Source organism: Cellulomonas sp. URHB0016, from assembly GCF_054057935.1.
In genome coordinates, this window is sequence record NZ_JBSRZU010000001.1 from 604683 (window position 1) to 630038 (window position 25356).

Genomic DNA, 25356 nt, shown 5'->3' on the forward strand with positions numbered 1-25356 from the left:
CATGCCCGACGTACCCGACCGACTTCCTGCGCCCGCTGCCGGACCGGGCCCGGTCGCGGGCGTGCCCGCGTACTCGGAGCGCCTGTGGCCGGGCGGGCTGGCGTGGGTGCTGCTGGCGGTGCTCGCGGGCATGCTCGGCATCGCGCTCGTCCCGGTCGACGGCCGCACCGGGGCGGCCGTGGCGCTCCTCACGGTCGCGGTCGGGTCCGTCGTCCTGCTCCGCACGTCGCCGACGGTCCAGGTCGACCACGGTGTGCTGCGCGCCGGGACCGCACACGTCCCGCTGGCGGTGCTGGGCGCCGCGCGGGCGCTGGACGGCGACGAGACCCGTGCCGAGCTGGGCCCGCGGCTCGACGCCCGCGCCCACCTGTGCCACCGCGGCTGGGTCCGCACGGCGGTGCGGTTCGAGCTCCTGGACCCTCAGGACCCGACGCCCTACTGGGTCGTCTCGAGCCGGCACCCGGACGCGCTCGTCTCTGCCGTCCGCAAGGGCTGAGGCCCCGTGCTGCTGGGACCCCGCTGCGGCGCGGCCGCGCTCCCACGGACAGACGGCCGACCACCCGTCAGGGTGATCGGCCGTCTGGTGGTCGATCGGTGCGGCACCCAGCGTCAGGCGGCGCACTCCGAGCAGACGGGGTGACCGTCGCGCTCGTAGGCGAGCTGGCTGCGGTGGTGCACCAGGAAGCAGTGGGAGCACGTGAACTCGTCCGCCTGGCGGGGAAGCACCCGCACGGAGAGCTCTTCGCCCGAGAGGTCGGCACCAGGGAGCTCGAACCCTTCGGCGGCCTCGGTCTCGTCCTCGTCCACCACGCCAGAGTTCTTGTCCGAGCGCCGAGTCTGGAGCTCCTGGAGCGAGTCCTCGCTCAGGTCCTCCTCGGTCTTGCGCGGGGCGTCGTAGTCGGTAGCCATGTGTGGCGTCACACTCCGTGGTCCAGTGGATTGTCGTACGCGGGATCAATGTCGTCGACACAGGATTTGTTCCCGCGCGCGGTGGGATTCTGCACCACATCCGCCGCGGTTGCGAACACGGACGCGTGACCACTTTGGTGGCGGGCTCTCGCGCCTGTTTTCACATGTCGCGGTCGGCCCCTGCCCGCTCGAGGAGGGCCACCAGCTCGGCGACCTGCTCGGGGTGGCCGGCGACCGTCATCTCGACCCCGGCTCGACGCCCGTGCAGGCCTGTGACCAGGGCTCCCGCCTCCTGGGCGACCAGTCCCGCGGCCGCCAGGTCCCACGGCGCCAGGCCCCGCTCGTAGTACAGGTCGAGGCCCCCGTGGGCCAGCGTGCAGATCTCGATCGCCGCCGAACCGTTGCGACGAATATCACGCACCCGGGGCAACAGCTCCACGAGCACGTGCGCCTGGGAACGTCGTCGCGACGCCAGGTATCCGAAGCCCGTCCCGACCAGGCAGCCGCTCAGCGGCCGTGGTCCACCGACGCTCAGCGCACGGCCGTCGAGCTCGGCGCCCAGCCCGTGGCCGGCCGTGAAGGTGCGTCCGTCGGACGGGACGTGCACGCAGCCCGCCAGCACCGTCCACGTCGCCGGGTCGGGCGCCCTGCCGTCGTCCCCGACGGGCCCCACGACGGCGGCGACCGACACCGCGTAGGACGGGATGCCGTAGAGGTAGTTCACGGTGCCGTCGATCGGGTCGACCACCCAGGTGACCCCCGAGGTGCCCGGCACGAAGCCCTGCTCCTCCCCGAGGATGCCGTCACGCGGCCGGCGATCCGCCAGGCGCCGTCGCAGGAGCGCCTCCGAGGCGAGGTCCATCTCCGTCACCACGTCGACGGCGCTCGACTTGGTCGCGGCCACCTCGACCCGGTCGGGGCGCCCCTCGTGGACCATGCGACCTGCCTCGCGGGCGAGCTCCTCGGCGATCGTCACGAGCTCTGCCACCTGGTCCGCTGCCATCGAGAGCCCGTCCACGCGGTCCATCCTGCCGGATGCCGGCCTCGTCGGGTCAGCCGCCCGCCTTCCCCCGCCACGGACCCGGCACGCTGAGCCGCAGACGCAGGGCGGCCAGCCGCAGCGCGAACACCCCGAGGACGATCGCCACGCTGCCCGCGGTGCCGAGGACTCCCAGCTCCGCGAGCACCACGGTCACGGACGCGCCGAGCAGCGCCGGGATGGCGTACAGCTGCCGGTCCTGCAGCACGACCGGTACCTCGGCGGTGAGCAGGTCCCGCAGGACGCCCCCGCCGACGCCCGTCATCACACCGACCAGCGCGGCGGCGACCGCTGTGGCACCCAGGTCGAGGCCCTTGAGCGTGCCGACGACCGTGAACAGCGCGAGCGCTCCGGCGTCGAGCACCACGATGAAGCGACGGGCACGTTCGAGACGCGGGTGGAAGAAGTACATGACCGTGCCGCCGAGGACGGCGGTGGCGATGAACCGCCAGTCCGAGATCCCCACCGGCGGCACCGCGCCGATGAGCACGTCCCGCAGCATGCCGCCGCCGAGGCCCGCGGCCCAGCCCAGCACCAGGATGCCGAACGCGTCCAGCTGCTTGCGCACGCCGGCGAGCGCCCCGGCCATGGAGCCGACGAACACGCCGCCGATCTCCAGCACGGGTTCCAGCGGGATCTCCGTGATCACGTTCGGCATCATCGCAGCGCCCACCCGTCCGGCGGCGCACCGCCGCGGATCCGCACGGCGGGCGCCCGGAGGTGGCAGTCTCTTCCCGAGGTACCGGGAGGTCGTATGAATGAGCTCGAGCTCAGAGGGCTGCACGAGGACGGGGAGCATCTGGTCCTCGTCGGCCCGGGCGGCGAGCAGTTCCGCCTGCGCATCGACGAGGCGCTGCGTGCTGCCGTGCGCCGTGACCGGCCACAGCTGGAACAGCTGCGCGCGGAGAACGCCGGCACGCTGAGCCCGCGGGAGATCCAGGCGAGGATCCGGGCGGGTGCCACCACGCAGGAGGTGGCCGACTCGTCGGGCATCCCCGTGGAGAACGTGCGCCGCTACGAGGGTCCGGTGCTCGCGGAGCGGGAGTACGTCGCCGAGCAGGCGCGCGGCACCCGGGTCGGCCGGGAGGTCGGCGCGCCGACGCTCGGCGACCTCGTGACCGACAGGCTCGCCGCGCGTGGCGTCGATCTCGCCTCGCTCGCGTGGGACGCGGCCCGTGAGACGTCCGGGCCGTGGACCGTGTTCGCACGCTTCTCCGTGGCCGACGAGACGCGTGAGGCGCGCTGGACGTTCGACGCGTCGCGGCGCACGGTCGTGGCGGACGAGGACGAGGCGCGCTGGCTCTCGGAGACCGAGATCGCCGACGAGCCCGTGTCCCGCCGCCACCTGGCGGCGGTCCGCGACGTGGTCTTCGACTTCCAGGCGGACGGCTCGATGATCCCGGGCGACCCGGTCGTGCCCGACGCCCCGGCGCCCGACCCGGTCGACGAGACCCACTCCCTCCTCGACGACCTCCGCGCCCGACGTGGCACCCGGCAGGCGCTCGAGATGGACGACGACGCGGACGAGTTCGAGGGGTTCGGTCCGCAGCACGCGTTCGACTTCCAACGGCTCGACACCTCGGTCCCGGGCGCGCACCCCGTGGACGCCGATCACCAGGCCGAGGCGGTGGTGCTGCCCTCGACACCGACGCCCGTCGCCGTCGCGCCGGCCGAGGAGGACGTGCACGCCGAACGGCCGCGTGCCCGACGCGGCCGCGCGAAGGTCCCCAGCTGGGACGAGATCGTGTTCGGAGCCAAGCCGGAGTAGCCCTCGGGAGCGGCCCGTCAGGCGTCGAGCGGAAGCCTGTCCTGCCGGGCCAGGTCGAGCGTCTGCGGGCTCGGTGACGCCGCACGCGCGGACGCCGCGGTCATCCGGCGCATGTGGTGCCGGCGGCACAGCACCTCGTAGCCGACCTCGTCCGCCCCGGCCTCGACGTCGCCCAGCACGACCTGCGCCCCTTCGACCACCATCGTGCCGGCGACCGTCCGCGCGTTGTGCGTGGCACGTGCCCCGCACCAGCACAGGGCCCGGACCTGGAGCACCTCGACCCGGTCCGACAGCTCGACGAGCCGCGCCGAGCCGGGGAACAGCCGGGCGCGGAAGTCGGTCGAGATGCCGAACGCGTACACGTCGACGGCGAGCTCGTCGACCACGCGCGCGAGCTGCTCGACCTGCGCCGCCGAGTAGAACTGCGCCTCGTCACCGACGAGGTAGTCCACCGCGCGTCCCTGGGTCCGGCGGGAGATGACCTCGGCCCAGAAGTCCGTCTCGTCACCGACCTCGTGTGCACGCTGCGTCAGGCCCAGGCGGGACGAGATCGTCGCCGCTCCCGCCCGGTCGTTCCGCGTGAACAGCACCCCGTCGCGACCGCGGGCCGCGTGGTTGTGGTGCATCTGCAGCGCCAGGGTCGACTTGCCGCAGTCCATCGTGCCGGAGAAGAACACGAGCTCGGCCACGGGTCACGCACCTTCCGTCGTCATGCCACCACGAGGCACGGCACGAGCATCTCGTGCCGCGTCAGCGAGCCGTGCACGCCGACCAGCTCCAGCGACGCAGCCGTCTGGGTGGTGGAGTCCACCACGGTGGCCCGGCCCGTCATGGCCACCACGACGTCGCCCACCACGGGTTCCACGCGCGACGCGACCACGCCGAAGAGTCCTGTGCGGACCGCCTCGCCGCGCGTCATCACTACCGCGGCGTCGCCGAGGACGTCCCGCCACCGCCGAGCGACGACGCCGGGGTCCGCGCCCGCCCGCAGGTGCACGTGCAACGCGCGCGGCTCGCCCGCCACGAGCGCGACGTCGGTCGACAGGACCGGATGCGTCCCGGCGTCCCAGCGCCGCGCCCGGTCCACGTCGACCATCCCGTGGTCGGCCGTGATGACGAGGACCGTGTCGCGTGGGAGACGCCGGGCCAGGCGTCCGAGCTCGGCGTCGAGGTCGGCGAGCGCGTCGCCCCACTGGCTCGAGCCCCAACCGTGGCGGTGGCCTGCCTTGTCGACGTCGCCCCAGTACAGGTAGGCGACGCCCGGGCGGCGGAGCGCGTCGAGGGTCGCGTCGACCCGGTCCGCGAGGCTCTCCGCCGCCCGGTAGGTCGCGCCCCGCAGGACGGCCTCGGTCAGGCCGGACCCCGCGAACCTCGCCGGACCCACGCTCGTCACCTGCGTGCCGGCGTCGACGAGCCGTTCGAACACCGTCGGCGCCGGCTGCCACTGCCGGGCGGACGGCAGCCCGGTCCACGAGACCAGGTTCCCGAGCTCGCCGGTGCCGGGGACGCGCACGGTGTACCCGAGCATCCCGGTGGTGCCGGGCGGCTCAGCGAGGCCGAACGTGCCGATCGCGGTCGCCGTGGTCGACGGGTAGGTGCTCGTCAGCGGCAGCGAACCGGCGAGCCTGCCGCGCAGGAACGGCGCATGCCCGGCGCGCTCGGCGAGGTTGGTGTAGCCGAGACCGTCGACGAGGACGACGCACGCACGCGACGCCGTCGGAAGACCGAGGGCCGTCCTCGCCGCTGCGCTCCCGGGGACGACCTCCGCCCCGATCGCACCCGCCACGGCGGGCAGCACGCTCCCCAGGGTCGGCTGCGAGTAGCCGGGCGCGACCAGGTCGGCGGCGGCGAAGGGGTCGGTCGAGGTCTGGTCGACCGACGCCCGCTCGGTCGCCGTCATCGTGGACGGGCGGTCGCCGCCGAGAGGCGGCGCGCGAACGCGGCCGCGGCACGGACCGAGTCGAGGCCCTCGGCCGCGGCGCTGACGCGCACCACCACGTCGTCGGGGGTCATGGTGCCGGTGAACCCGTGGTCGGCGTCGCAGGCAGGGTCGCCGCACGTCGCGGGCTCGAGATCGACGCGCGACACCGCCCCCCACCCGATGGCGAGCGTCAGCTCGGTCGCCGGGCTCCCGGGCACGTGCTGCTCCGGGGTCGGCATCACGTGCGTGACGGCCACCGAGCGGAGCTCCGAGAGAGGCACGGCCTCCGTGGTGGCCGACGCGCTGGCCGACGGGTGCTCGGAGTCGGCCGGGTGGTCGTCCACGTGCGTCACGACGAGACGGGTCGGCGTCAGCGCGAGCACCGTCACGTGGCGACGGACCTCGGCTGCGTCGAACGTGGTCTCGGGGTGGACGAGGTGGGCGACCACCGGCTCGTCGGCGATCGCGACGTCGAGGACGTCGGCCACGAGATCCGGGTAGTAGCCGGCGCGGTGCAGGTCGCCGCGCAGGTCGTTGGAGACGGCAGGCACCCGGTCATCCTCCCACCTCGCGGCCCGTGGGCCCGCAGCGCCGCGAACGACGTGCGTCACGTGCTGGCCAGCCGCCGCGTCACGTCGGCCCGGTCCGCGCGTGCGAGCGTGACGCGCGCGCCGAGCACCACGCTGCCGTGCTCGGACACCACGACCGGGTTGAGCTCGAGCATCCTGAGCTCGGGCAGGTCGTCCGCCAGCACGGCGACGCGGGCGATGACGTCCTCGAGTGCGCCGACGTCGACGGGCGGCAGCCCGCGGTACCCGAACAGCCGCGGCGCCGCGCGCGCGGAGCGGACCAGCTCGGAGACGTCCACGTCCGTGACCGGGGGAAACCCGTACGCCACGTCGCCGAGCAGGTCCGAGGCGTCGCCCGCGAGGCCGAAGCTCACGATCGGGCCGAACAGCGGGTCCTCGGCCGTCCTGACGACGCAGGCCGAGCCGTGCGGTGCCATCGACTGCACCTCGAGCGGGGCGTCCGCGAGACCGCCCCGGTGTGCCGACGCGAGCGTCAGGACCTCCTCCACGTCGGCGCGGAGCTCGACCTCGTCCGCGACGTCCAGCCGCACACCGCCGAGGTCGGCACGGTGACGCAGTGCGGGGACCGTCGTCTTGACAGCCACCGGCCAGCCGATGGCCCTGGCCACGTCCACGGCCTCGTCCGCGTCGCGCACGGGGTACGACGGCAGCACGTCGATGCCGACCGTGGCGAGCAGCTCCCGCGTGCGGACGGCGTCGAGCGCGAGGGCGCCGCCGTGCCCGTCACTGTGCCCGTCCGTGCCCCCGTCGCCGTCGCTCAGCCACCGGGCCACGAGGCGCCGCGCCGCGCGGGTGTCGGCGCCCACCGGGTGCAGCGGCCGGCCCCGGTCCCCCGCCCGCCAGACGGCGTACCGGGCGGCCCGCCCCAGGGCGAGCGCAGCGTCCTCGGGCGTGCTGTACGCGGGCACGGTCCACGACCGGCCGCCGTCGTCGGACGCCGTGAGCTCGGGGGTGATCCCGTGGAGGTCCAGCAGGCACGCGACCGTGGCCTTGCCTGTGGTGGCGGCGGCCCGCGCGATCTCCTGCTGCAGCAACGGCGACCCCTCGCCGACGGTCGGGATGCGGACGACGACGACCACGTCGCTGTCCGGGTCTGCGTAGAGCCGGGCGACCGTCGACCGCACCGTCTCGTCGTCCGCGTCCTCGGGCAGGAGCTCCACCTGGCCCGAGACCTCGAGGCCGCTCGCGGACGCCGCCTCGGCGACGAGCGCCGCGACCGAGGCGGACGACGCGAGGATCGCGGTGCGACGGCCTGCCGGCAGGGCCTGGTGGGCCAGCAGCTGGGCGACGTCGAGCAGCTGGTGCGTGTTCTCCACGCGGATCACGCCCGACTGCCGGAGTACCTCCTCGAGGGTCCCCGGTGGTGCGTGGGTCGCACGGACGGCATGCCCGGGCGGGACGACCTGGCCCGAGCGTCCCGCCGTCACGACCACGACCGGCTTCGCGGCGGCGAGCCGCCGGGCCACCCGGGAGAACTTGCGCGGGTTGCCGATGGACTCGAGATAGAGAGCGACCACGTCCGTCCCGTCGTCGTCCTCCCAGAACTGCATGAGGTCGTTGCCGGAGACGTCGGCGCGGTGACCGGCAGAGACGAGGGCAGCGATGCCCAGGCCGCGCCGCCGCGCACCCGCCAGCAGCGCCACGGCCAGCGGGGCGGACTGGCAGAACAACCCGATCCGGCCGCGGCTCAACGGCTCCGCCGCGAGCGAGGCGTTGAGCGTCACGTCCGCCCCGAGGCTCAGCAGGCCGTAGGAGGAGGGCCCCACCACCCGGATGCCTGCGCTGTGCGCCGCCCTCAGCAGGGTGCGCTGCAGCTCCAGCCCGTCCGCCCCGGTCTCGCCGAAGCCGGCCGAGAGCAGGACCACGCCCCGCACCCCGAGCGCCTCCAGGGACCGCACGACAGCGACCGAGTCGGCCGCGGCCACCGCGACGACGGCGAGCTCGACCGGCCCTGGTACGTCCTCGACCCGTGGGTAGCGAGGCACGTCCACAGCGGTCGGGACGCCGACGGCGTGGACAGCGACCGCAGGACCACCGGCCACGAGGTTCTCCAGCGCGCGCGCGGCCTGCCGGCCGTGCATCGTGCCGAGGGCCTGCTCCCCCGGCCCGACGACCACCACGGAGCGCGCCTCGAGCAGCGCGCGCATCGAGCGCGACTCGGCGCGGTGCTCCCGGTCGGCCATCACGGCCAGCGACCGGTCGGTCGGGTCGATGCCGAAGGACACCGTGACGATCCCGTCCTCCGTCCGCTGCCTGACCTCGTAGCCGGCGTCCCGGAAGACGCCGATCATCCGGCCGTTCTGCGGGAGCACCTCGGCCACGAACCGCCGGACGCCGCGCTCCCGCGCGGCGGCGGCAAGGTGCTCGAGCAGGACGGAACCCAGACCGCGGCCCTGCATCTGGTCCGCGACGTTGAACGCGACCTCGGCCTCGTCGGTCCCTACCCGGTCGTACCGGGCCACGCCGATGATCTGCTCCTGGGCCGTGGCGGCCCGGGCGACCGCGACGAGCGCCGCCCGGTCGACGTGGTCGACGGTCACGAGCCGCAGGAGGTCACGGTCCGGCAGCCGCTCGAGCGGCGCGAAGAACCGCAGGTAGGTGGACCGTTCGGACTGGCCGACGTGGAACGCCTGGAGCGCGTCGGCGTCACTGCGACGGATCGGCCGGACGTGCGTCGTGGAGCCGTCCAGCAGGACGACGTCGGCCTCCCACCCGGCCGGGTACGCCGGTCGGCCGGCGGGGGCGGCGTCTCCTGCGACGACTGCCATGCTCGCCAGGCTAGAGGGCCCGAGGCGTACCGTCCGCACGGACCCGCGCGCCGGTGCGGAGCCGGGGCGCGGGACGGTCCACAATGGACGCCGCACCGCCCCCCGCACCGAGGAGCACAGACGCATGGCGCGCCGCCCCGCGACCCCCGACCTGCCCCCCGAGGACCTCGTCGAGCGCATCGTCGACATCGACGTGGCGACCGAGATGGAGGGCTCGTTCCTCGAGTACGCCTACTCGGTCATCTACTCGCGGGCGCTCCCCGACGCACGCGACGGCATGAAGCCGGTGCAGCGTCGGATCCTGTTCCAGATGTCCGACATGGGCCTGCGCCCTGACCGGCCGTACGTGAAGTCGGCGCGGGTCGTCGGCGAGGTCATGGGCAAGCTGCACCCGCACGGTGACGCCGCGATCTACGACGCGATGGTGCGCCTCGCGCAACCCTTCTCGTTGCGGCTGCCGCTCGTCGACGGCCACGGCAACTTCGGGTCGCTCGACGACGGGCCCGCCGCGGCCCGGTACACCGAGGCCCGGATGGCGCCGTCGGCGCTCGCGATGACCGCGGGGCTCGACGAGGACGTCGTCGACTTCGTGCCGAACTACGACAACAAGCTCACCCAGCCCGAGGTCCTCCCGGCCGCGGTACCGAACCTGCTGGTCAACGGTGCGTCAGGCATCGCGGTCGGCATGGCCACCAACATGGCGCCGCACAACCTCGTCGAGGTCGTCGCCGCGGCACGCCACCTGGTGCTGCACCCGGACGCCTCGCTCGAGGACCTCATGCGCTTCGTGCCCGGGCCGGACCTTCCCTCGGGCGGCAAGATCGTCGGCCTGGACGGGGTCCGTGACGCCTACCGCACAGGACGCGGCGCGTTCCGGACGCGGGCCACGGCTCGCATCGAGAACGTGACACCGCGCCGCAAGGGCATCGTGGTCACCGAGCTCCCCTACACCGTCGGCCCCGAGAAGGTGATCGAGAAGATCAAGGAGGGTGAGCAGTCCAAGAAGCTCTCCGGCATCTCCGACGCCGTGGACCTCACGGACCGGGTGCACGGCCTGCGGCTGGTGATCGAGGTCAAGACGGGGTTCGACCCCGACGCCGTCCTGGAGCAGCTCTACCGGTACACACCGCTCGAGGACTCGTTCTCGATCAACAACGTGGCGCTCGTCGACGGCCAGCCTCGGACGCTCGGCCTGCGCGAGCTGCTGCAGGTCTGGGTGGACCACCGGATCTCGGTCGTGCGCCGACGGACGGCCCACCGCCTCGGACGGCGGCAGGAGCGCCTGCACCTCGTCGAAGGGCTGCTCGTCGCGATCGTCGACATCGACGAGGTCATCCAGGTCATCCGGACGTCCGACGACGCCGAGGAGGCGCGTGGGCGGCTGCGCACGGTGTTCGACCTGTCCGAGCTCCAGGCCGAGTACATCCTCGAGCTGCGGCTGCGGCGGCTCACCAAGTTCTCGCGGATCGAGCTCGAGCGCGAGCGGCAGCAGCTCGTCGAGGAGATCGCGGAGCTGGAGGCGATCCTCGCCGACGACGGTCGCCTGCGGACCCTGGTGTCCGACGAGATGGCCGAGGCCGCCGCGACGTACGGCACCCCGCGCCGCACGGTCCTGCTCGAGTCGGCAGGCGGAGCGACCGTGACAGGAGCGCCGGCCGCACGAGGGTCGGCCGCACCGCTGGAGATCGCCGACACCGCGTGCTGGGTGCTGCTGTCCGGAACCGGGCTCCTGGCCCGCACCGCGGGAGACGAGGAGCCCGTCCGCGACGACGCCACCCGCCGGGCCCGGCACGACGTGCTCGCGGCCCGGCTGCCGACCACGGCGCGCGCCGAGATCGGCGCGGTGACCTCCCGCGGCCGCGTGGTGCGGCTGTCCGTGCTCGAGCTCCCGGCGCTGCCGCCGACCGACGGCCACCCGTCACTGTCGGGCGGCGTGCCGCTCGCCGAGGTGGTCGCCGTCGAGCCGGGTGAGACCGTCGTCTCGCTGACGTCCCTCGCCGCCGACGCACCGACCCTCGCGCTCGCGACCGCCCAGGGAACCGTCAAGCGTGTCGCCCGGGGGGACGTGCCCGGCAACAGGGACACCTGGGAGGTCATCGCGCTCAAGGACGGCGACACCGTCGTCGGGGCCGCCCACGTCGGCGAGACGGACGAGCTCGTGCTGGTGAGCTCCGACTCGTCCCTGCTCCGCTTCCCTGCCTCGTCCGTGCGACCGCAAGGCCGGGCGGCCGGTGGGATGGCGGGCATCAAGCTCGCTCCGGGGCAACGCGTGGTGGCGTTCGGGACGGTGGCCGAAGGTGAGGCGGGCGGGGCCGTCCTGGTCACCGTTTCCGGGTCGTCCACCGCGCTGCCGGGCACGCAGGCAGGATCGGCGAAGGTGACCCCGTTCGACGCCTATCCCGCCAAGGGTCGCGCGACCGGCGGCGTCCGGTCGCACCGGTTCCTCAAGGGCGAGGACGCCCTCATCCTCGCCTGGGTCGGTGCGGCTCCGGCCTGGGCGAGCGGATCGGCAGGCCAAGCGGTCGAGCTGCCCGCGTCGGACCCTCGCCGCGACGGCTCCGGGACACCGCTCGGCGCCCCCGTCCACGCGATCGGCTGACCCGCTACACGAGCGCGATGACGTTGTCCCGCTTCACCGCCTGTGTCAGGGCGAGCCGGACCGGGACCGGCGGCGCCTTCCGCTCGGCGAGGTTGTGCTGGAGGACCGCGAACGTGAGCAGCGCCTGCCCGGCCAGGTAGGTGAGCATGACCCAGAAGTCCTGGCCCGGGAGGTGCCAGGCGGGCACCAGCTGTTCCAGTGCGATCAAGGCGTCGGAGACGACGAAGACCGCCGCCCCGGTCCCGGCGGCTCGCCCCAGGCCCGTGGCGAGGACCGCCATGGAGATGAGGCAGCCGCCGTACACGGCCACGGGCAGCAGCAGGTCGCCCGCGTGGGGCGCGCACGCTCCCACCAGCCCGACCAGCACCGTCCCGTACGCCACCAGCACCACGGGCCGGCGGTGCAGCACGGATCGGCGGACGAACGGCGAGAACGCCACGACGTACACGATCTGGGCGGCCAGGAAGCACCCGACCATCACGAGGAACGCCTGCTCCCCGGCGAACGACGGCAGCAGGTCCCCGAGCCACGACAGGCCCAGCGCGACCGCGGTGAGGGTGACGAGCCGGCCCCGCGGCCAGCGTGCGGCGGAGAGCAGCACACCGGCCAGCGCCGGCATCGCCAGCCACTGCGTCACCTGCCCCAGAGCGTCCGCACCGACGAGCAGGGAGACGAGCAGCACGGCGCTCACGGCGACGAACACCCCGACCCATGCACGTGCGGCGGTGGACAGCGAGCGCACCACAGCGACCTCCTCGCGGACCGGACCTCGTCGTCCGGCATGCCCGTGCCCGGGCGTCGTCGTCCGGGCGTGGGCCGATGCTAACGTGGGCGCCGCCTGGCGGAGGTCCGATCGGGCGCGGTGAGCGGGTGGCTTCCCCTCCGACCGGCGACGGGTTCAGAGCTCGATCGAGTACATGACCTCGCGGTGGTACCGCTCGAACCCCAGGCGCTCGTACAGGCCGTGCGCGCCGCTCTGGTTCGCGCTGTCGACGCCGAGGGTCGCGTACTCCATGCCGTCCGTCCGGTACGCCGACATGGCCGCGACGAGCAGGCTGGGCGCGAGCCCACGGCGGCGCCAGGCGGGCCGCACGCCGAGCAGCTCGACATAGCCGAAGGAATGGCCGACCACGGACCAGTCCTGCTCGTACCGTCCCGACATCAGATACCCGGCGACCTCCCCGGTGGCGTCCTCGACCGCCACGGTGCTCCACGCCTGCGCGAACATGCTGCGGTGCTGCGCCCACTGCTCGGCCGTGCGTGGCTCGCTCCCCCAGTGGTCCGCGAACGCCTCGTTGTGCGCCAGTCGGACCCTCTCCTCGAGGGCGGCACTCCACGGGACCAGGCGGACACCCGCAGGCGGCTCCGCGACGGGCAGCGGATCGGACAGTGGCCGTCGCATGTCGTCGTAGTAGCGGATCGGGCGGAAACCCCTCATGGCGAGGAGGCGGGCCGTCGCGGTCGCCGACTCCTGGACGTGCACCGCGATCCGTCCCGGCACGGCTGCCGTCGAGCGGGCCAGCAGCTGGCGCCCCCGGCCTTCCGACCAGGTGAGCACCGCCCGGCCCACCCCACGCCCCCTCCACTGCGGGTGCACCCCGCCGTCCAGGAAGGCGCGGATCACGCGGACGTCTCCCGGCGGCGCGGAGACGGACGCGTAGGCGCGCGGGACGCCGTCCGCGTCGAACCCGGCGAGCGTGTCGGTCGCCGGGTCGTGCCAGTCACCGTCGAACCGCTCGTCCACCTCCGGCACCGCCGTCCGGTACGGGGCGCCGTCGGCCTCCTCGACGGCGTTGAGGAGCGGTGTCAGCGCTTCGGCGTCGGTCCGTCGCAAGGGCCGCCAGTGCAGGCCGAACGCGTCGGAGGGGTGGGGCAGCTCGGTCGGCGCCGCAGCACGCTGAGCGAGCGGGGACAGCACGGTCTCGGTCACCCGTGCCACCCTTCCCCGACAGGTTCGGGGCGGCAACCGACTTTCGACGGGTCCGCCCTGCGCGCGTCGGCGGCGGCCGGCCGGACCTCCGCCCTCCGGTCCGCTGACGGGGTGCCGTGGGTCAGGCGTCGATGCGGCCGCGGTCCAGGGCGTGAGCGCCCGCGACGATGAAGTCCTTGCGGGGAGCGACGTCGGCGCCCATGAGCAGCTCGAAGATCTCTTCGGACCGCTGCGCCGTCTCGACCGTGACCCGGCGCAAGGTCCGGTGCCGCGGGTCCATCGTCGTCTCCGCCAGCTGGTCGGCGTCCATCTCGCCCAGGCCCTTGTACCTCTGGATGTCGTCCTTGTACTTCTTCCCGGACCGGTCCAGCCGCTTGAGCGTCGTGGCCAGCTCGGCCTCCGAGTAGGTGTAGATGTACTTGTCGGCCGGGTCGTCGGTGCGTCTGGCGCCCACGAGCTCGATGCGGTGCAGCGGCGGGACCGCAGCGTAGACGCGCCCCGCCTCGACGAGCGGCCTCATGTAGCGGAAGAACAGCGTCAGCAGCAGCGTGCGGATGTGCGCACCGTCGACGTCCGCGTCCGTCATCAGGACGATCTTGCCGTAGCGCGCCGCCTCCAGGTCGAACGTGCGCCCGGACCCGGCGCCGAGCACCTGGATGATCGCCGCGCACTCGGCGTTCTTCAGCATGTCCGTGACGGAGGCCTTCTGGACGTTGAGGATCTTGCCGCGGATGGGCAGCAGCGCCTGGAAGTCGGAGCTGCGCGCCAGCTTGGCGGTCCCGAGCGCGCTGTCCCCCTCGACGATGAACAGCTCGCTGCGGGCGACGTCGTCGCTGCGGCAGTCCGCCAGCTTGGCAGGCAGCGACGACGTCTCGAGCGCGTTCTTGCGGCGAGAGATCTCCTTCTGCTTGCGTGCGGACAGCCGGGCCCGCATCTCTCCGACCACCTTGTCGAGCAGCAGGCTCGACTGCGCCTTGTGGTCGCGCTTCGGCGAGACGAAGATGCCGCCGAGCTCGGTGTCGATGACCTTCGCGACGATGTTGCGGACGGGGCCGGTGCCGAGGACCTCCTTCGTCTGGCCCTCGAACTGCGGCTCCGCGAGCCGCACGGTGACGACGGAGGTGAGCCCGGCGAGGACGTCCTCTTTCTCGATCCGTTCGGTCGCGGCATCCTTGGCGGTGATCTTCAGCCGGCGGGCGTTCGCCTCGACCGCCTTGCGGAGCGTGCGGAGCAGCCCCGTCTCGAACCCGGCGAGATGGGTACCGCCCTTCGGGGTCGAGATGATGTTGACGAAGCTGCGGACCTCGGTCTCGTAGCCGGTCCCCCACCGCAGGGCGATGTCCACCTCGCAGGTCCGGGTCACCTCCTGCGGCGTCATGTGGCCGCGGTCGTCCAGCACCGGCACCGTCTCGGTGAACGTCCCGGTACCCGTCAGGTGCCAGGTGTCCGTCACCGCGGCGTCCGGTGCGAGGTGGTCGACGAAGTCGACGACGCCGCCGGAGTGGAAGAACGTCTCCTCGTGCGGACCGTCCCCGCCCGGTGTACCGGCGACACCCCGCTCGTCGCGCACCACGAGCGTGAGGCCGGGGACGAGGAAGCTCGTCTGGCGGGCCCGCGTGACGAGCTCGTCGTAGGAGAAGACCGCCGTCTTGGGGAAGATCTGACGATCCGCCCAGTACCGGACCCGGGTCCCGTTGCGCGCCTTGGGGACCTTGCCCACGACAGCGAGCTCCGAACCCGACACGAACGGCTCGAAGGGGGACTCCGGCCCGCGACCCGCCGCGTCGTCGAACACTCCCGGCTCACCGCGGTGGAACGTCATCCGGTGCGTCTTGCCGTCGCGGTCGACCTCGACGTCCAACCGGGCCGACAGCGCGTTGACGACCGACGCGCCGACACCGTGCAGGCCGCCCGAGGCGCCGTAGGAGCCGCCGCCGAACTTGCCGCCCGCGTGCAGCTTGGTGAAGACCACCTCGACACCCGTGAGGCCGGTCTTCGGCTCGACGTCCACGGGGATGCCGCGCGCGTTGTCCCGCACCTCCACGGACGAGTCCGCGTGCAGCACGATCTCGATGCGGTCGCCGTGACCACCGAGCGCCTCGTCGACCGAGTTGTCGATGACCTCCCACAGGCAGTGCATGAGGCCGCGGCTGTCCGTGGTGCCGATGTACATGCCCGGCCGCTTGCGGACCGCCTCGAGGCCCTCCAGCACCGACAGGTGCCGGGCCGTGTAGCCCTGCTGCGGGGAAGTCGTGGTCACGGGCAGATCGTATCCGCAGTGCCGGAGCCGCCCACGGCACCATGCCGCACGGCGGCGGTTCACCCGGTTCCCGGGTACGCCGCAAGCGAACCACCCGCTCTTGGTGCCATGGATCTGTGATCGGGATGGTTGTATGGATTCGTGACTGGGACGACGACCGAACCGCTGACCGCAGCCGACCGCTGTGACCGTTGTGGCGCGCAGGCCTACGTTCGCGTGGTGCTGCCCGTCGGTGAGCTGCTCTTCTGTGCTCACCACGCTCGCGAGCACGCCCCGAAGTTCGAGGCGCTCGCCACGCACGTGCACGACGAGACCCAGCGCCTGCTCGAGGAGCACGGCGCGGGAGCCGGCGCCGCACGCTGACCAGGACGCCCTGACCCGCCTCACGGCGACCGAGGCCCGGACCGTATCGGTCCGGGCCTCGTCGCGTCGGGCGGGGAGCATCCTCCGGCCCCGTGGACGACGACGCCCCGCACCGCATGAGCGGAACGGGGCGTCGCGGGTGCGAGAGGTGAGGATCAGTCCAGGTAGTCCCGGAGAACCTGCGAACGTGACGGGTGACGCAGCTTCGACATCGTCTTCGACTCGATCTGCCGGATCCGCTCACGCGTCACGCCGTAGACCTTGCCGATCTCGTCGAGCGTCTTGGGCTGACCGTCCGTCAGACCGAACCGCATGGACACGACGCCGGCCTCGCGCTCGGAGAGCGTGTCGAGCACCTGGTGCAGCTGCTCCTGCAGGAGCGTGAAGCTCACGGCGTCGGCCGGCACGACGGCCTCGGAGTCCTCGATGAGGTCGCCGAACTCGCTGTCGCCGTCCTCGCCGAGCGGCGTGTGCAGCGAGATGGGCTCGCGGCCGTACTTCTGGACCTCGACGACCTTCTCGGGCGTCATGTCGAGCTCCTTGGCGAGCTCCTCCGGCGTGGGCTCACGGCCCAGGTCCTGGAGCATCTGCCGCTGCACGCGCGCCAGCTTGTTGATGACCTCGACCATGTGCACGGGGATGCGGATGGTCCGGGCCTGGTCAGCCATCGCGCGGGTGATCGCCTGACGGATCCACCATGTGGCGTACGTCGAGAACTTGTAGCCCTTGGTGTAGTCGAACTTCTCGACCGCGCGGATGAGACCGAGGTTGCCCTCCTGGATCAGGTCCAGGAACAGCATGCCGCGCCCGGTGTACCGCTTCGCGAGCGACACCACGAGGCGCAGGTTCGCCTCGAGCAGGTGGTTCTTCGCGCGACGGCCGTCCTGTGCGATCCACTCGAGCTCGCGGCGGATCTTCGGCTCCATGGCCACACCCGCGTTGAGCCGTTCCTCCGCGAACAGGCCCGCCTCGATGCGCTTGGCGAGCTCGACCTCCTGCTCCGCGTTGAGGAGCGCGACCTTGCCGATCTGCTTGAGGTAGTCCTTGACGGGGTCGGCAGTGGCGCCGGCCGTCACGACCTGCTGCGCCGGGGCGTCGTCGTCGTCCGCGTCGGAGTAGACGAAGCCCTTGTCCTCGGTCTCCTCCTCCTCGGCGGCGGCGGCGGGCTTGGCCTGCTCACCGTCCTCACCGTCCTCGGCGTCGACCACCTCGACCACCTCGATGACGTCGACGTCGTCGGCGACGACCTCCTCGGTCACGTCGATCTCGACGTCCTCGAGGTCCACCGGCACGTCGTCGGCGTCCACGTCGGCGTTGACGTCCGCGGGTGCGCCGGCCTTGGGGGCCGCCTTCGCCGCCGCCGGCACCTTGGCAGCGCTCTTGGCGGCCGGCGTCCGGGTCGCGGCGGCCTTGGTCGGCCGTGAGGCCGTCTTGGCGACGACCGGCTCCTCCGTGCCGTCCGCGGCACTGACGACGGCCTTCGCCGACGGTCTGGCCTTCGCGCTCGTGGCGGCGACGGAACGGGTCGCGGCCGGCACGGCGGGCTCGCGCACGCCGATGCCGGCGGTCGCGAGACCGCGGACGACGGCACGCAGCCGCTTGGCGTCCTGGACGTCGGCCTGCTCGCACGCGGAGCGCAGCTCCTCGGCTCCGACGCTGCCGTGCGTCCGGCCGCGCAGCACGAGGTCCTGCATGGCGGGGTGCTCGAACTCACGCGGAAGTGCGGGATGCGGGGTCTGGGACGACACGAACGACCTTTCGGCAGCAAGACACCCGGGACGGGTCCGGGAGGTAGACAGACATTGTACCGACGAAGTCCCGGCAGGACGGTTCATCGGGCACGGTCGGAGGCGTCGAGGACGGCCCCGGACGGGTGAACGCCCTACTTCAACGGGCGAGGCCCGCAGGTGATTCCCGTGGATGCCGGACGGCGGCTCAGGCCGAGGTGGGCTTGACCGTGAGCACGGGACACGGGGCGTCGAAGAGCACTCGCTGGGCGTTGGCGCCGAGGATCAGCTTGCCGACCGGACTACGCCGCCGCAGGCCGATCACCACGAGCTGTGCCTCGACGTCCTCCGCGGTCGCGATGAGGTCGTCCGCGACGTCGCCGCCGTCCAGGAGTCGCACCTCGTGCGAGATGCCCTGGCCGGAGAGGTCGGCGTCGACCTGCGCGAGCGCCGCCTCGACCGCGGCCCGCTGGTCCGTCGGCTCGTCGGGCCGAGCGCTCACGACCACCACGACGCGCGTGCTGCGCCGCCGCGCCTCGTCGACCGCTGCGTCCAAGGCCGCCCGACCTTCCGGAGTGGCCAGGTAGCCCACCACGATGCTCATCGGTCCTCCTCGTCGGTGCGGCCTGACACGCCGTGGAACGGACGCTACCCGAGCCGTGCGGGCTGGACGAGCGCTCGACCACATCCCGCCCCACGTCAGACCGCACGCCGGGTCCAGCCAGGGCCGACCGCAGCCTCCAGCAGACCGTGCAGCAGCAGCGCCAGCCGGTACCGGTCGTCGGCCTGCAGAGCGCGGTCGACGAGGACCGAGGCACGTGCCCCGTCGCCCCGCCACCAGGCCAGCAGAGCGAGCAGAGTGAGTGCGGGGGCCTGGTGACCCGCGCGACCGTGCGCCACCACGTGCTCGAGGACGTCCTCGTGCACCCGGGTCGCCACCACCGGCGGGGGTACGGCGCACGTGGGGTCGAGGATCGACGCGACCGCGGCAGCCAGCTCGACCTCGTCCTCGGGCGCCGGCGCGGGACCGCGCACGCACCGCTCTGCGAGCTCACCCGTCCCCGGCACGAGCGAGACGAGCACGCTGTCCCGCACACGCCGGTCGGCGAGGCCGGCCTCCACGCGTCCCCACGGCGCGGGGCCCTGCGACGGCCCCTCGCACGCGTGAGCGACAGCAGCCCGCCACGCTGCCACCGAGTCGAGCCGCCAGCGCTCGGTGACGGCACCACCGGCCTCGAGCGCCTCCTCCCGACGGACCTCCCAACGGCGGCGGACCCGGGCGACGGAGCGCCGGCGCTCCGCAGCGGCCGGTCGGATCCTCGCGACGTCCGCCCGCGAGTCGGCGACGGCCGAGCCTGCCAGCACCAGCTCGGCGCCCACCTGCGTCGCGTCGAGCTCGCGCAGCGGCCGTCCTCCGGGCGGGCAGCAACCGTCGTGGCAGTCGAGCGAGAGGTAGCCGGTGGAGGTCACGACCCAGACGGCGACGTCGCCGAGCGGGGCGGCCGCCGCCTCGCGAAAGACCTCAGCCGCGCGGTGCGCCCGGTGTGCCGTCGCACCGCGGGGGTCGTCCTCGGTGTAGACGACGAGGAGCGCTCGGGAGGCGCCGTCGCGGTCGAGGAGCGTGACCAGGGCTCGGGCACGGTCGGACCCGTCGACGGGATCGGCCAGCTGCGCGAGGTCGACGCGGGCGACGACACCGACGGTCCCGCGCGGCGGTCGCAGGCTCACCGCGACGACGCTCGCACGGGGCCGGAAGCCCAGGCGGTGCGGGACGAGGGCGAGGATCTCGGCGGGTTCGCTGATCCTGAGGGTGGTGACGGTCGTGGGCTCCATGTCCGGCAGCCCATCGCACCGTGGGCACGGTTCCGTCCGCGTCAGGTGCGGCCTGTGGGCGGCCCACCCGGACGCCGACATGTGGTCGCCTCGACGAGCACGGCGGAACGCCTGTGGTCAGCTCAGCGAGCCGACCACCCGCCGACTACCCTGGCCCGGTGCCCCGCCTCCGACCCGCCGACGCCTGTCTCGTCGGCGGCCTCGCGGTCGCCGTCGCCGTGGCGCTCTCGAGCTGCTCCTCGAGCGGGCCCGCAGCGCTCGCGCCGTCCGGTTCAGCAGCAGCGGCACAGGCGGACCCCACTCCGACGGAGACCCTGCTCGGCACGTCGGACTCCGACGTCTCGGCCGTGGGCGAGCTCGCGGACGGGTTCCCCACCGACCTCGTCCCGGTACCACCGGGAGCGACCGTGCTGGTGTCGTCGGCCGACCCCGTCCCGACGACGGAGCTCGTGCAGATCAGCCTCAACGTCCGGACCGCCCAGGACACGGCCGGTCTCATGGACGCGGTCCGGACGCCGCTGCTCGCCGCCGGCTTCGTGGAGGGCGCTCCGCCCGTCGTCGAGCCCGGCCTTGCGGCCCAGTCCACGTTCTCGCGCAGCGACGGCTCCGAGCTCCTCGTCGTGGGCGTGCTCGACCGCGACGAGGAGCGCACCCTCACGCTCGGCGGCAAGGTCCGGACGGCGGTCCCCTAGGGTGCCGGTGTGACCCCCGACGTCCCCGCCCTCGTCGACGTCGAGGACGTCCGTCCCCGCGTGGACGCCATCCTTCAGCAGCACGTCGCCCAGCTGCGCGCCGTGCTCGCCGTCGCGAGCGCCGACGCCCACGTCCTCGCGGACGCCGTCGAGCAGATGCTGTCTGGCGGCAAGCGACTGCGCGCCGCCTTCTGCTACTGGTCGTGGCGGGCGCACGGCGGCCGTCCCGGCACCGCCGAGGCCGAGACCGTCCTCCGCGTCGGCGCGGCACTGGAGCTGTTCCAGGCAGCAGCGTTGTTCCACGACGACGTCATGGACGACTCCGACACGCGCCGCGGCTTTCCCGCCGCCCATCGGGCGTTCGCCGCCGTGCACGCCACGCACGGCTACACGGGAGACGCGGACCGGTTCGGCGAGTCGGCAGCCATCCTGCTCGGCGACCTCGCGCTGGTCGCGAGCGAGCAGGAGTTCGCGGGCGCCCTCGCGCTGCACCCGTGGCCGCGCATCCAGCGTGCCCGGGCGGTGTTCGACCTCATGAGGACGGAGGTGACGGTCGGCCAGTACCTCGACGTCCTCGCCCAGGCACTCCCGTGGGGCGAGGACCCGACCGGTGACGAGGTGCGCGCCCGCGAGGTGATCCGGGCCAAGTCGGCGCGGTACAGCGTCGAGCACCCGGTCGTGCTCGGCGCCGCCCTGGCAGACGCCGACGAGGCGGACCTCGCTGCGTGCCGCGCGCTCGGGCTGCCGCTCGGCGAGGCCTACCAGCTCCGGGACGACCTCCTCGGGGTCTTCGGAGACCCCGACGCCACCGGCAAGCCGGCAGGCGACGACCTGCGGGAGGGCAAGCGCACCGTGCTCGTCGCCCGCTCGCTCGCGCGCGCTCTCGAGAGCGGCGACCGGGGCACCGCGACCCTCCTGCGGGAGCACCTCGGGAACCGGGACATGTCCGACGACGACGTCGAACGCCTGACGGGCGCCATCGACGCGACGGGTGCACCGCACGAGGTGGAGAAGCTGATCGAGCACCTGGCGGCCCGCGCGTTCGCACTCATGGACGAGCTGTCCTGGCCCGAGCCCGCACGGTCGCACCTCACGGCTCTGGCCCACGCCGCGGTCGACCGGCGCTCCTGACCGACTGCGCGGCAGAGCCGAGGGTCAGAGCTCGGCCTGCGCGCGGCGCCGGACCTCCGTCTTGCGCCCCACCCGCAGCGCCTCGATGGGCGTCCCCGGCAGCGACGGGTCGTCGGTGAACAGCCACGCGATCGCGTCCTCGTCGGAGAAGCCGGCGTCCGAGAGGACCGTGAACGTGCCCTGCAGCGCGCTGAGCACCGTCCACTGCGGGGTGTCCTCCGTCCGCGACGGCTGGGACGGGTTCGCCAGGTGTCCCGGTACCAGGAACTGAGCAGGCACGCAGAGCACCTTGGGGTCGCGCCGCGGCGCGCGCCGACGAGGCGGCGCTCCTGCAGGAGCCGGCGCACCTTCCCGACGTCGAGACCGAGGCGGTCCGACACGTCCGGGAGCGTCAACCACTCGTCGACAAGGGCATCGAGCGTGCTCGGGGAGTCATTCACCCGACAAGAGTACGCACGAGCGAATTACACGCACGCAATTCCTGCGTGCGCTTTCGGAAAGCGAGTGGCTGGGCTACGTTCGAATTCTGTCACTCTCGTCACACCAGCATCAGACGTTCACACCAGCCCCATCGAAGGATCCGCCATGTCGCAGTCCGCCACCGTCCGGTCCGAGGTCCTGCGCCGCGCCGCGACCGGCACCGGCGCGACGATCGCGCTCGTCGCGGTCGCGGTCACCGCCACGGGCACGGGCGCGCACGCAGACGAGCAGTACACGGTGCGGGCCGGAGACACGGTGAGCCACATCGCCGCGCGCACGAGCACCTCCGTCGCCGCCATCGCTCGAGCGAACTCCCTCACGAACGTGTCCAAGATCCGGATCGGCCAGGTCCTCACCATCCCGCCCGCCGGCGCCCGGAGCAGGACCGCAGCCGCTCCGGTCGGCACCGCTCCCGTCACCACCGCCCCCGCCGGCGCCACGTACGTGGTCCGGTCCGGAGACACCGTGAGCCGGATCGCGAGCAGGGCGGGCACCACGGTCGCCGCCGTCGTCGCGGCGAACGGCCTCGACGCGCGCGCCTCGATCCGGATCGGGCAGACGCTCACGCTCCCGGGCGGGGTCGCGGCGGCGGGGGGCGCCGGGGCAGCACCGGCCGCTCCGGTGACGTCCGCGGGCAGCTACACGGTCGTCAAGGGCGACACCGTGACGAGCATCGCCGCCCGGCACGGCACCACGACCGCGGCGATCGTCGCCGCCAACGGTCTCGACGCGCGCGCCTCCATCCGCATCGGCCAGAGGCTCACGATCCCCGGCACCGCGGCCCAGACGGTCGGCAACACGTTCGCCGGGCGGACCTACCCGGACGCGGTGGTCGACGCCGCCAACGCGAACCTGGCGTCGCTGCGCGCCGCGGGTGTGCCGTCGAAGGCCGGCATGAAGGCCAGGATCGCCGAGATCGCCCGCATCATGGGGGTCGACGCGTCCCTCGCGCAGGCCGTCGCCTTCCAGGAGTCCGGGTTCAACCACGCCGTCGTCTCCCCCGCCAACGCCATCGGCGTGATGCAGGTGATCCCGAGCTCGGGCGCCTGGGCCTCGCAGCTGGTCGGCCGCCGCCTCGACCTGCTGAACCCGGACGACAACATCACGGCGGGCGTCGCCATCCTGCGCGCACTCGTCCAGACCTCGCCGGACCTGCCGTCCGCCATCGCCGGCTACTACCAGGGCGCGGCGTCCGTGCAGCGCAACGGCATGTTCGCCGACACCCGCCGCTACGTCGCGAACGTGCAGACCCACATGACGCGCTTCGGCTGAGCGGCCCGGGCTCCGACGAACCGGGCAGGGCCGACCGTAGACTCCTGCGCGTGGGAGCCACCGTCACCGATCCGCTCGTGGGCCGCCTGGTCGACGGGCGGTACGAGGTCGTCTCCCGGATCGCCCGCGGCGGCATGGCGACGGTCTATCTCGCCGTCGACCGCCGGCTGGACCGGGACGTGGCGCTCAAGGTCATGCACCCGCACCTCGCCGAAGGGTCCAGCGGCAACGACTTCGTCGCCCGGTTCCGCCGCGAGGCCCGTGCCGCGGCGCGGCTGACCCACCCCGGGCTCGTCGGGGTCTACGACCAGGGCCTCGACGGCGAGACCAGCTACCTGACCATGGAGTACATCGACGGGTCGAACCTCAGACGGCGCCTCGGCGAGCGCGGCGCGCTCACGGTGGACGAGACCCTGCGCGTCGGCGAGAGCGTGCTCGACGCGCTCGCGGCGGCGCACCGGGCCGGACTCGTGCACCGGGACATCAAGCCCGAGAACGTGCTGCTCGCCACCGACGGCCGAGTGAAGCTCGCCGACTTCGGGCTGGCCCGAGCGGTCACCGAGGTCACCTCCACCACGACCGGCACGGTGCTCGGCACCGTCGCCTACCTGGCGCCCGAGCTCGTGGTCCGGGGGGCCAGCGACGCCCGCACCGACGTGTACGCGTGCGGCATCCTGCTCTTCGAGATGCTCACCGGTCGGCAGCCGTTCACCGGCGAGACCCCGATCCAGGTCGCGTTCCAGCACGTCAACTCGGACGTGCCGGCCCCCAGCGACGAGCTCACATGGCTTCCTGTGGAGGTCGACGAGCTCGTCCAGGCGCTCGCGGCCCGCTCCCCCGAGGACCGACCCGTGGACGCCACGGCCGCACTCGGGCTGCTGCGTCGCACCCGTGCCGCGCTCGACGCGGACACGCTGGCGCGACGCGCCGACGTCGCGCCGTCCATCGTCCTGCCGCTCGCGACCGACCCCGACGAGACCGAGCTCGACGAGCTCGACGACGAGACCGGTGGACCGAGCGGCGAGGACGGCCAGGAGACGACGCGTCTCGACACCTCGTCCCCCCACGGCGCCACGGTCGCGCTGCCCATCGGGCTCGGCGTCCAGCCGGCCGCCGTGACGTCGGTCGGCGCGGTCGCGCTCCCGCCGCGTCACCGCCGGCGGTGGTGGGTGCTGCTGGCGGTACTGACGGTGCTCGTCCTCTCCGCCGGTGGGGCCGCCCTCTGGTACGTCCAAGCCGGTCCGGGAGCATTCACCAAGGTCCCCGAGGTCCTGGGCGGCGACCAGGCCACGGTGACGGCCGCGCTCGAACGTGCAGGCCTCCGGGGGCACGCCACCGCCGACTTCGACCCCGACGCACCGGTCGACACCGTCTTCGCCGCCGACCCTGAGGCCGGGTCGCGCGTCCGCAAGGGTTCTGTCGTCGTCTTCACGGTCTCGAAGGGACCCGACTACGTGCAGGTCCCCGACGGCGTCGTCGCCGTCCTGCAGAAGGACGCCGCGAACGCCCTCACGACTGCAGGGCTGACGCCCGTCTACGACGAGCCGGCCTACGACGACGCCGCCCCCAACGGGGTCGTGCTCACCGCGACGCTCCCCGACGGCACACCTGCAGCCCCCGGGACGCAGTCCACGCGCGGTACGGACGTGACGCTCGTGGTGTCGAAGGGCCCCGCACCGGCCGCGATCACCTCGGTCGTCGGTGACACCGTCGACCATGCGACGGCGGCGCTGGCCACCGACAACATGAAGCTCGCCGCGACCGAGGTCCACGACGACACCGTCGCGGCCGGCCGGATCATCTCCCAGGACCCGCCGTCCGGCACGCCCGGGCACCGGGGCGACACCGTGAACGTCGTCGTGTCCCTGGGTCCTGAGCTCGTGGAGATGCCGAACGTCGTGAACAAGTCCGTGGACGAGGCCAAAGCCGCCCTCGACGCCCTCGGACTGAAGGTGAAGACCGGCAAACCCCTCGGCTACGCCGTCGCGAACCGCATCTTCTCGCAGAGCGTCAAGGCGGGCGACATGATCCCGAAGGGTACGGAGGTCCACGCTCTCCGTCGTGTGAACGCGGG

At 73.3% G+C, this 25356-nt stretch carries 20 protein-coding genes and 2 pseudogenes; 8 read left to right on the top strand and 14 right to left on the bottom strand.

Annotation, left to right across the window (positions count from 1 at the left end):
- The first annotated feature begins 1 nt into the window (after position 1).
- Positions 2–496: a DUF3093 domain-containing protein gene (locus ACVW07_RS02845; protein ID WP_456817773.1), complete on the top strand. Its 495-nt coding sequence runs from the start codon at positions 2–4 to the stop codon at positions 494–496.
- Positions 497–609: 113 nt separating this feature from the next.
- Here ACVW07_RS02845 and ACVW07_RS02850 read toward each other — a convergent pair whose 3' ends face one another.
- The 3 genes from ACVW07_RS02850 to ACVW07_RS02860 all read right to left on the bottom strand — a co-directional run bounded on the left by ACVW07_RS02850 (position 610) and on the right by ACVW07_RS02860 (position 2597).
- Positions 610–909 (bottom strand): DUF4193 domain-containing protein, encoded by a 300-nt coding sequence (locus ACVW07_RS02850; protein WP_203749977.1) that lies wholly within the window; start codon positions 907–909, stop codon positions 610–612.
- Between the two features lie 160 nt (positions 910–1069).
- Complete coding sequence (locus ACVW07_RS02855; protein WP_456817774.1) at positions 1070–1936, bottom strand: inositol monophosphatase family protein; 867 nt, start codon at positions 1934–1936, stop codon at positions 1070–1072.
- Positions 1937–1961: 25 nt separating this feature from the next.
- Positions 1962–2597: a trimeric intracellular cation channel family protein gene (locus ACVW07_RS02860; RefSeq protein WP_456817775.1), complete on the bottom strand. Its 636-nt coding sequence runs from the start codon at positions 2595–2597 to the stop codon at positions 1962–1964.
- Between the two features lie 105 nt (positions 2598–2702).
- On the opposite strand from ACVW07_RS02860, the gene sepH reads away from it, so the two are divergent.
- Complete coding sequence (sepH, locus tag ACVW07_RS02865) at positions 2703–3716, top strand: septation protein SepH (RefSeq protein ID WP_456817776.1); 1014 nt, start codon at positions 2703–2705, stop codon at positions 3714–3716.
- 17 nt (positions 3717–3733) lie between these two features.
- Here sepH and ACVW07_RS02870 read toward each other — a convergent pair whose 3' ends face one another.
- Genes ACVW07_RS02870 through ACVW07_RS02885 form a run of 4 tightly spaced genes read right to left on the bottom strand, consistent with a single transcriptional unit; the run spans position 3734 to position 8995 of the window.
- On the bottom strand, positions 3734–4405 hold the full coding sequence (locus tag ACVW07_RS02870) for a thymidine kinase (RefSeq protein ID WP_456817777.1): 672 nt from the start codon (positions 4403–4405) through the stop codon (positions 3734–3736).
- Positions 4406–4425: 20 nt separating this feature from the next.
- On the bottom strand, positions 4426–5616 hold the full coding sequence (locus ACVW07_RS02875; protein ID WP_456817778.1) for an alkaline phosphatase family protein: 1191 nt from the start codon (positions 5614–5616) through the stop codon (positions 4426–4428).
- Positions 5613–6188 (bottom strand): DUF5998 family protein, encoded by a 576-nt coding sequence (locus tag ACVW07_RS02880; protein WP_456817779.1) that lies wholly within the window; start codon positions 6186–6188, stop codon positions 5613–5615. The genes ACVW07_RS02875 and ACVW07_RS02880 overlap by 4 nt, the downstream gene beginning before the upstream one ends.
- Before the next feature lie 56 nt (positions 6189–6244).
- Complete coding sequence (locus tag ACVW07_RS02885; RefSeq protein WP_456817780.1) at positions 6245–8995, bottom strand: bifunctional acetate--CoA ligase family protein/GNAT family N-acetyltransferase; 2751 nt, start codon at positions 8993–8995, stop codon at positions 6245–6247.
- A gap of 124 nt (positions 8996–9119) precedes the next feature.
- On the opposite strand from ACVW07_RS02885, the gene ACVW07_RS02890 reads away from it, so the two are divergent.
- Positions 9120–11594, top strand: a complete 2475-nt coding sequence (locus tag ACVW07_RS02890) for a DNA gyrase/topoisomerase IV subunit A (RefSeq protein WP_456817781.1) — start codon at positions 9120–9122, stop codon at positions 11592–11594.
- 4 nt (positions 11595–11598) lie between these two features.
- On the opposite strand, the gene ACVW07_RS02895 is transcribed toward ACVW07_RS02890, so the two are convergent.
- From ACVW07_RS02895 to ACVW07_RS02905, 3 genes are all read right to left on the bottom strand, one after another.
- Entirely contained in the window at positions 11599–12339 is a 741-nt protein-coding gene (locus ACVW07_RS02895) for a lysoplasmalogenase (protein WP_456817782.1), read from the bottom strand.
- Positions 12340–12492: 153 nt separating this feature from the next.
- On the bottom strand, positions 12493–13524 hold the full coding sequence (locus tag ACVW07_RS02900) for a GNAT family N-acetyltransferase (protein ID WP_456817783.1): 1032 nt from the start codon (positions 13522–13524) through the stop codon (positions 12493–12495).
- A gap of 121 nt (positions 13525–13645) precedes the next feature.
- Positions 13646–15784: a DNA gyrase/topoisomerase IV subunit B gene (locus ACVW07_RS02905; RefSeq protein ID WP_456817784.1), complete on the bottom strand. Its 2139-nt coding sequence runs from the start codon at positions 15782–15784 to the stop codon at positions 13646–13648.
- A gap of 141 nt (positions 15785–15925) precedes the next feature.
- On the opposite strand from ACVW07_RS02905, the gene ACVW07_RS02910 reads away from it, so the two are divergent.
- Positions 15926–16147 (top strand): DUF7455 domain-containing protein, encoded by a 222-nt coding sequence (locus ACVW07_RS02910; protein ID WP_456817785.1) that lies wholly within the window; start codon positions 15926–15928, stop codon positions 16145–16147.
- Between the two features lie 155 nt (positions 16148–16302).
- Here the strand turns inward: ACVW07_RS02910 and ACVW07_RS02915 are convergent, their stop codons facing one another.
- From ACVW07_RS02915 to ACVW07_RS02925, 3 genes are all read right to left on the bottom strand, one after another.
- Complete coding sequence (locus ACVW07_RS02915; RefSeq protein WP_456817786.1) at positions 16303–17895, bottom strand: RNA polymerase sigma factor; 1593 nt, start codon at positions 17893–17895, stop codon at positions 16303–16305.
- Between the two features lie 187 nt (positions 17896–18082).
- Positions 18083–18478 carry a universal stress protein gene (locus ACVW07_RS02920; protein ID WP_456817787.1) on the bottom strand — a complete coding sequence of 132 codons (396 nt, stop codon included), beginning with the start codon at positions 18476–18478 and terminating at the stop codon, positions 18083–18085.
- Between the two features lie 95 nt (positions 18479–18573).
- Positions 18574–19707 carry a DUF4192 family protein gene (locus tag ACVW07_RS02925; RefSeq protein ID WP_456817788.1) on the bottom strand — a complete coding sequence of 378 codons (1134 nt, stop codon included), beginning with the start codon at positions 19705–19707 and terminating at the stop codon, positions 18574–18576.
- A gap of 158 nt (positions 19708–19865) precedes the next feature.
- Here ACVW07_RS02925 and ACVW07_RS02930 point away from each other — a divergent pair, with 158 nt between their 5' ends.
- Together ACVW07_RS02930 and ACVW07_RS02935 are read left to right on the top strand one after the other, a co-directional pair.
- Positions 19866–20399 (top strand): hypothetical protein, encoded by a 534-nt coding sequence (locus ACVW07_RS02930; protein WP_456817789.1) that lies wholly within the window; start codon positions 19866–19868, stop codon positions 20397–20399.
- Positions 20400–20408: 9 nt separating this feature from the next.
- Entirely contained in the window at positions 20409–21530 is a 1122-nt protein-coding gene (locus tag ACVW07_RS02935) for a polyprenyl synthetase family protein (protein WP_456817790.1), read from the top strand.
- A 24-nt stretch (positions 21531–21554) separates the two neighbouring features.
- Here ACVW07_RS02935 and ACVW07_RS02940 read toward each other — a convergent pair.
- Positions 21555–21970 (bottom strand): annotated as a pseudogene (locus ACVW07_RS02940) (Rv2175c family DNA-binding protein).
- A 145-nt stretch (positions 21971–22115) separates the two neighbouring features.
- Between ACVW07_RS02940 and ACVW07_RS02945 the strand changes: the two are divergent.
- Both ACVW07_RS02945 and pknB read left to right on the top strand, forming a co-directional pair.
- The gene (locus tag ACVW07_RS02945; RefSeq protein WP_456817791.1) at positions 22116–23282 is read left to right on the top strand and encodes a LysM peptidoglycan-binding domain-containing protein; all 1167 of its coding nucleotides are present in this window, start codon (positions 22116–22118) and stop codon (positions 23280–23282) included.
- Positions 23283–23332: 50 nt separating this feature from the next.
- Positions 23333–25330 (top strand): annotated as a pseudogene (gene pknB / locus ACVW07_RS02950) (Stk1 family PASTA domain-containing Ser/Thr kinase); the annotation flags it as partial.
- Positions 25331–25356: the final 26 nt, after the last annotated feature.

Coding starts and splice junctions, on each gene's coding strand:
- ACVW07_RS02890 (WP_456817781.1), top strand. CDS start 9,120: ATGGCGCGCCGCCCCGCGACCCCCGACCTGCCCCCCGAGGACCTCGTC.
- sepH (WP_456817776.1), top strand. CDS start 2,703: ATGAATGAGCTCGAGCTCAGAGGGCTGCACGAGGACGGGGAGCATCTG.
- ACVW07_RS02885 (WP_456817780.1), bottom strand. CDS start 8,995: ATGGCAGTCGTCGCAGGAGACGCCGCCCCCGCCGGCCGACCGGCGTAC.
- ACVW07_RS02925 (WP_456817788.1), bottom strand. CDS start 19,707: ATGGAGCCCACGACCGTCACCACCCTCAGGATCAGCGAACCCGCCGAG.
- ACVW07_RS02845 (WP_456817773.1), top strand. CDS start 2: ATGCCCGACGTACCCGACCGACTTCCTGCGCCCGCTGCCGGACCGGGC.
- ACVW07_RS02920 (WP_456817787.1), bottom strand. CDS start 18,478: ATGAGCATCGTGGTGGGCTACCTGGCCACTCCGGAAGGTCGGGCGGCC.
- ACVW07_RS02875 (WP_456817778.1), bottom strand. CDS start 5,616: ATGACGGCGACCGAGCGGGCGTCGGTCGACCAGACCTCGACCGACCCC.
- ACVW07_RS02855 (WP_456817774.1), bottom strand. CDS start 1,936: ATGGACCGCGTGGACGGGCTCTCGATGGCAGCGGACCAGGTGGCAGAG.
- ACVW07_RS02850 (WP_203749977.1), bottom strand. CDS start 909: ATGGCTACCGACTACGACGCCCCGCGCAAGACCGAGGAGGACCTGAGC.
- ACVW07_RS02945 (WP_456817791.1), top strand. CDS start 22,116: ATGTCGCAGTCCGCCACCGTCCGGTCCGAGGTCCTGCGCCGCGCCGCG.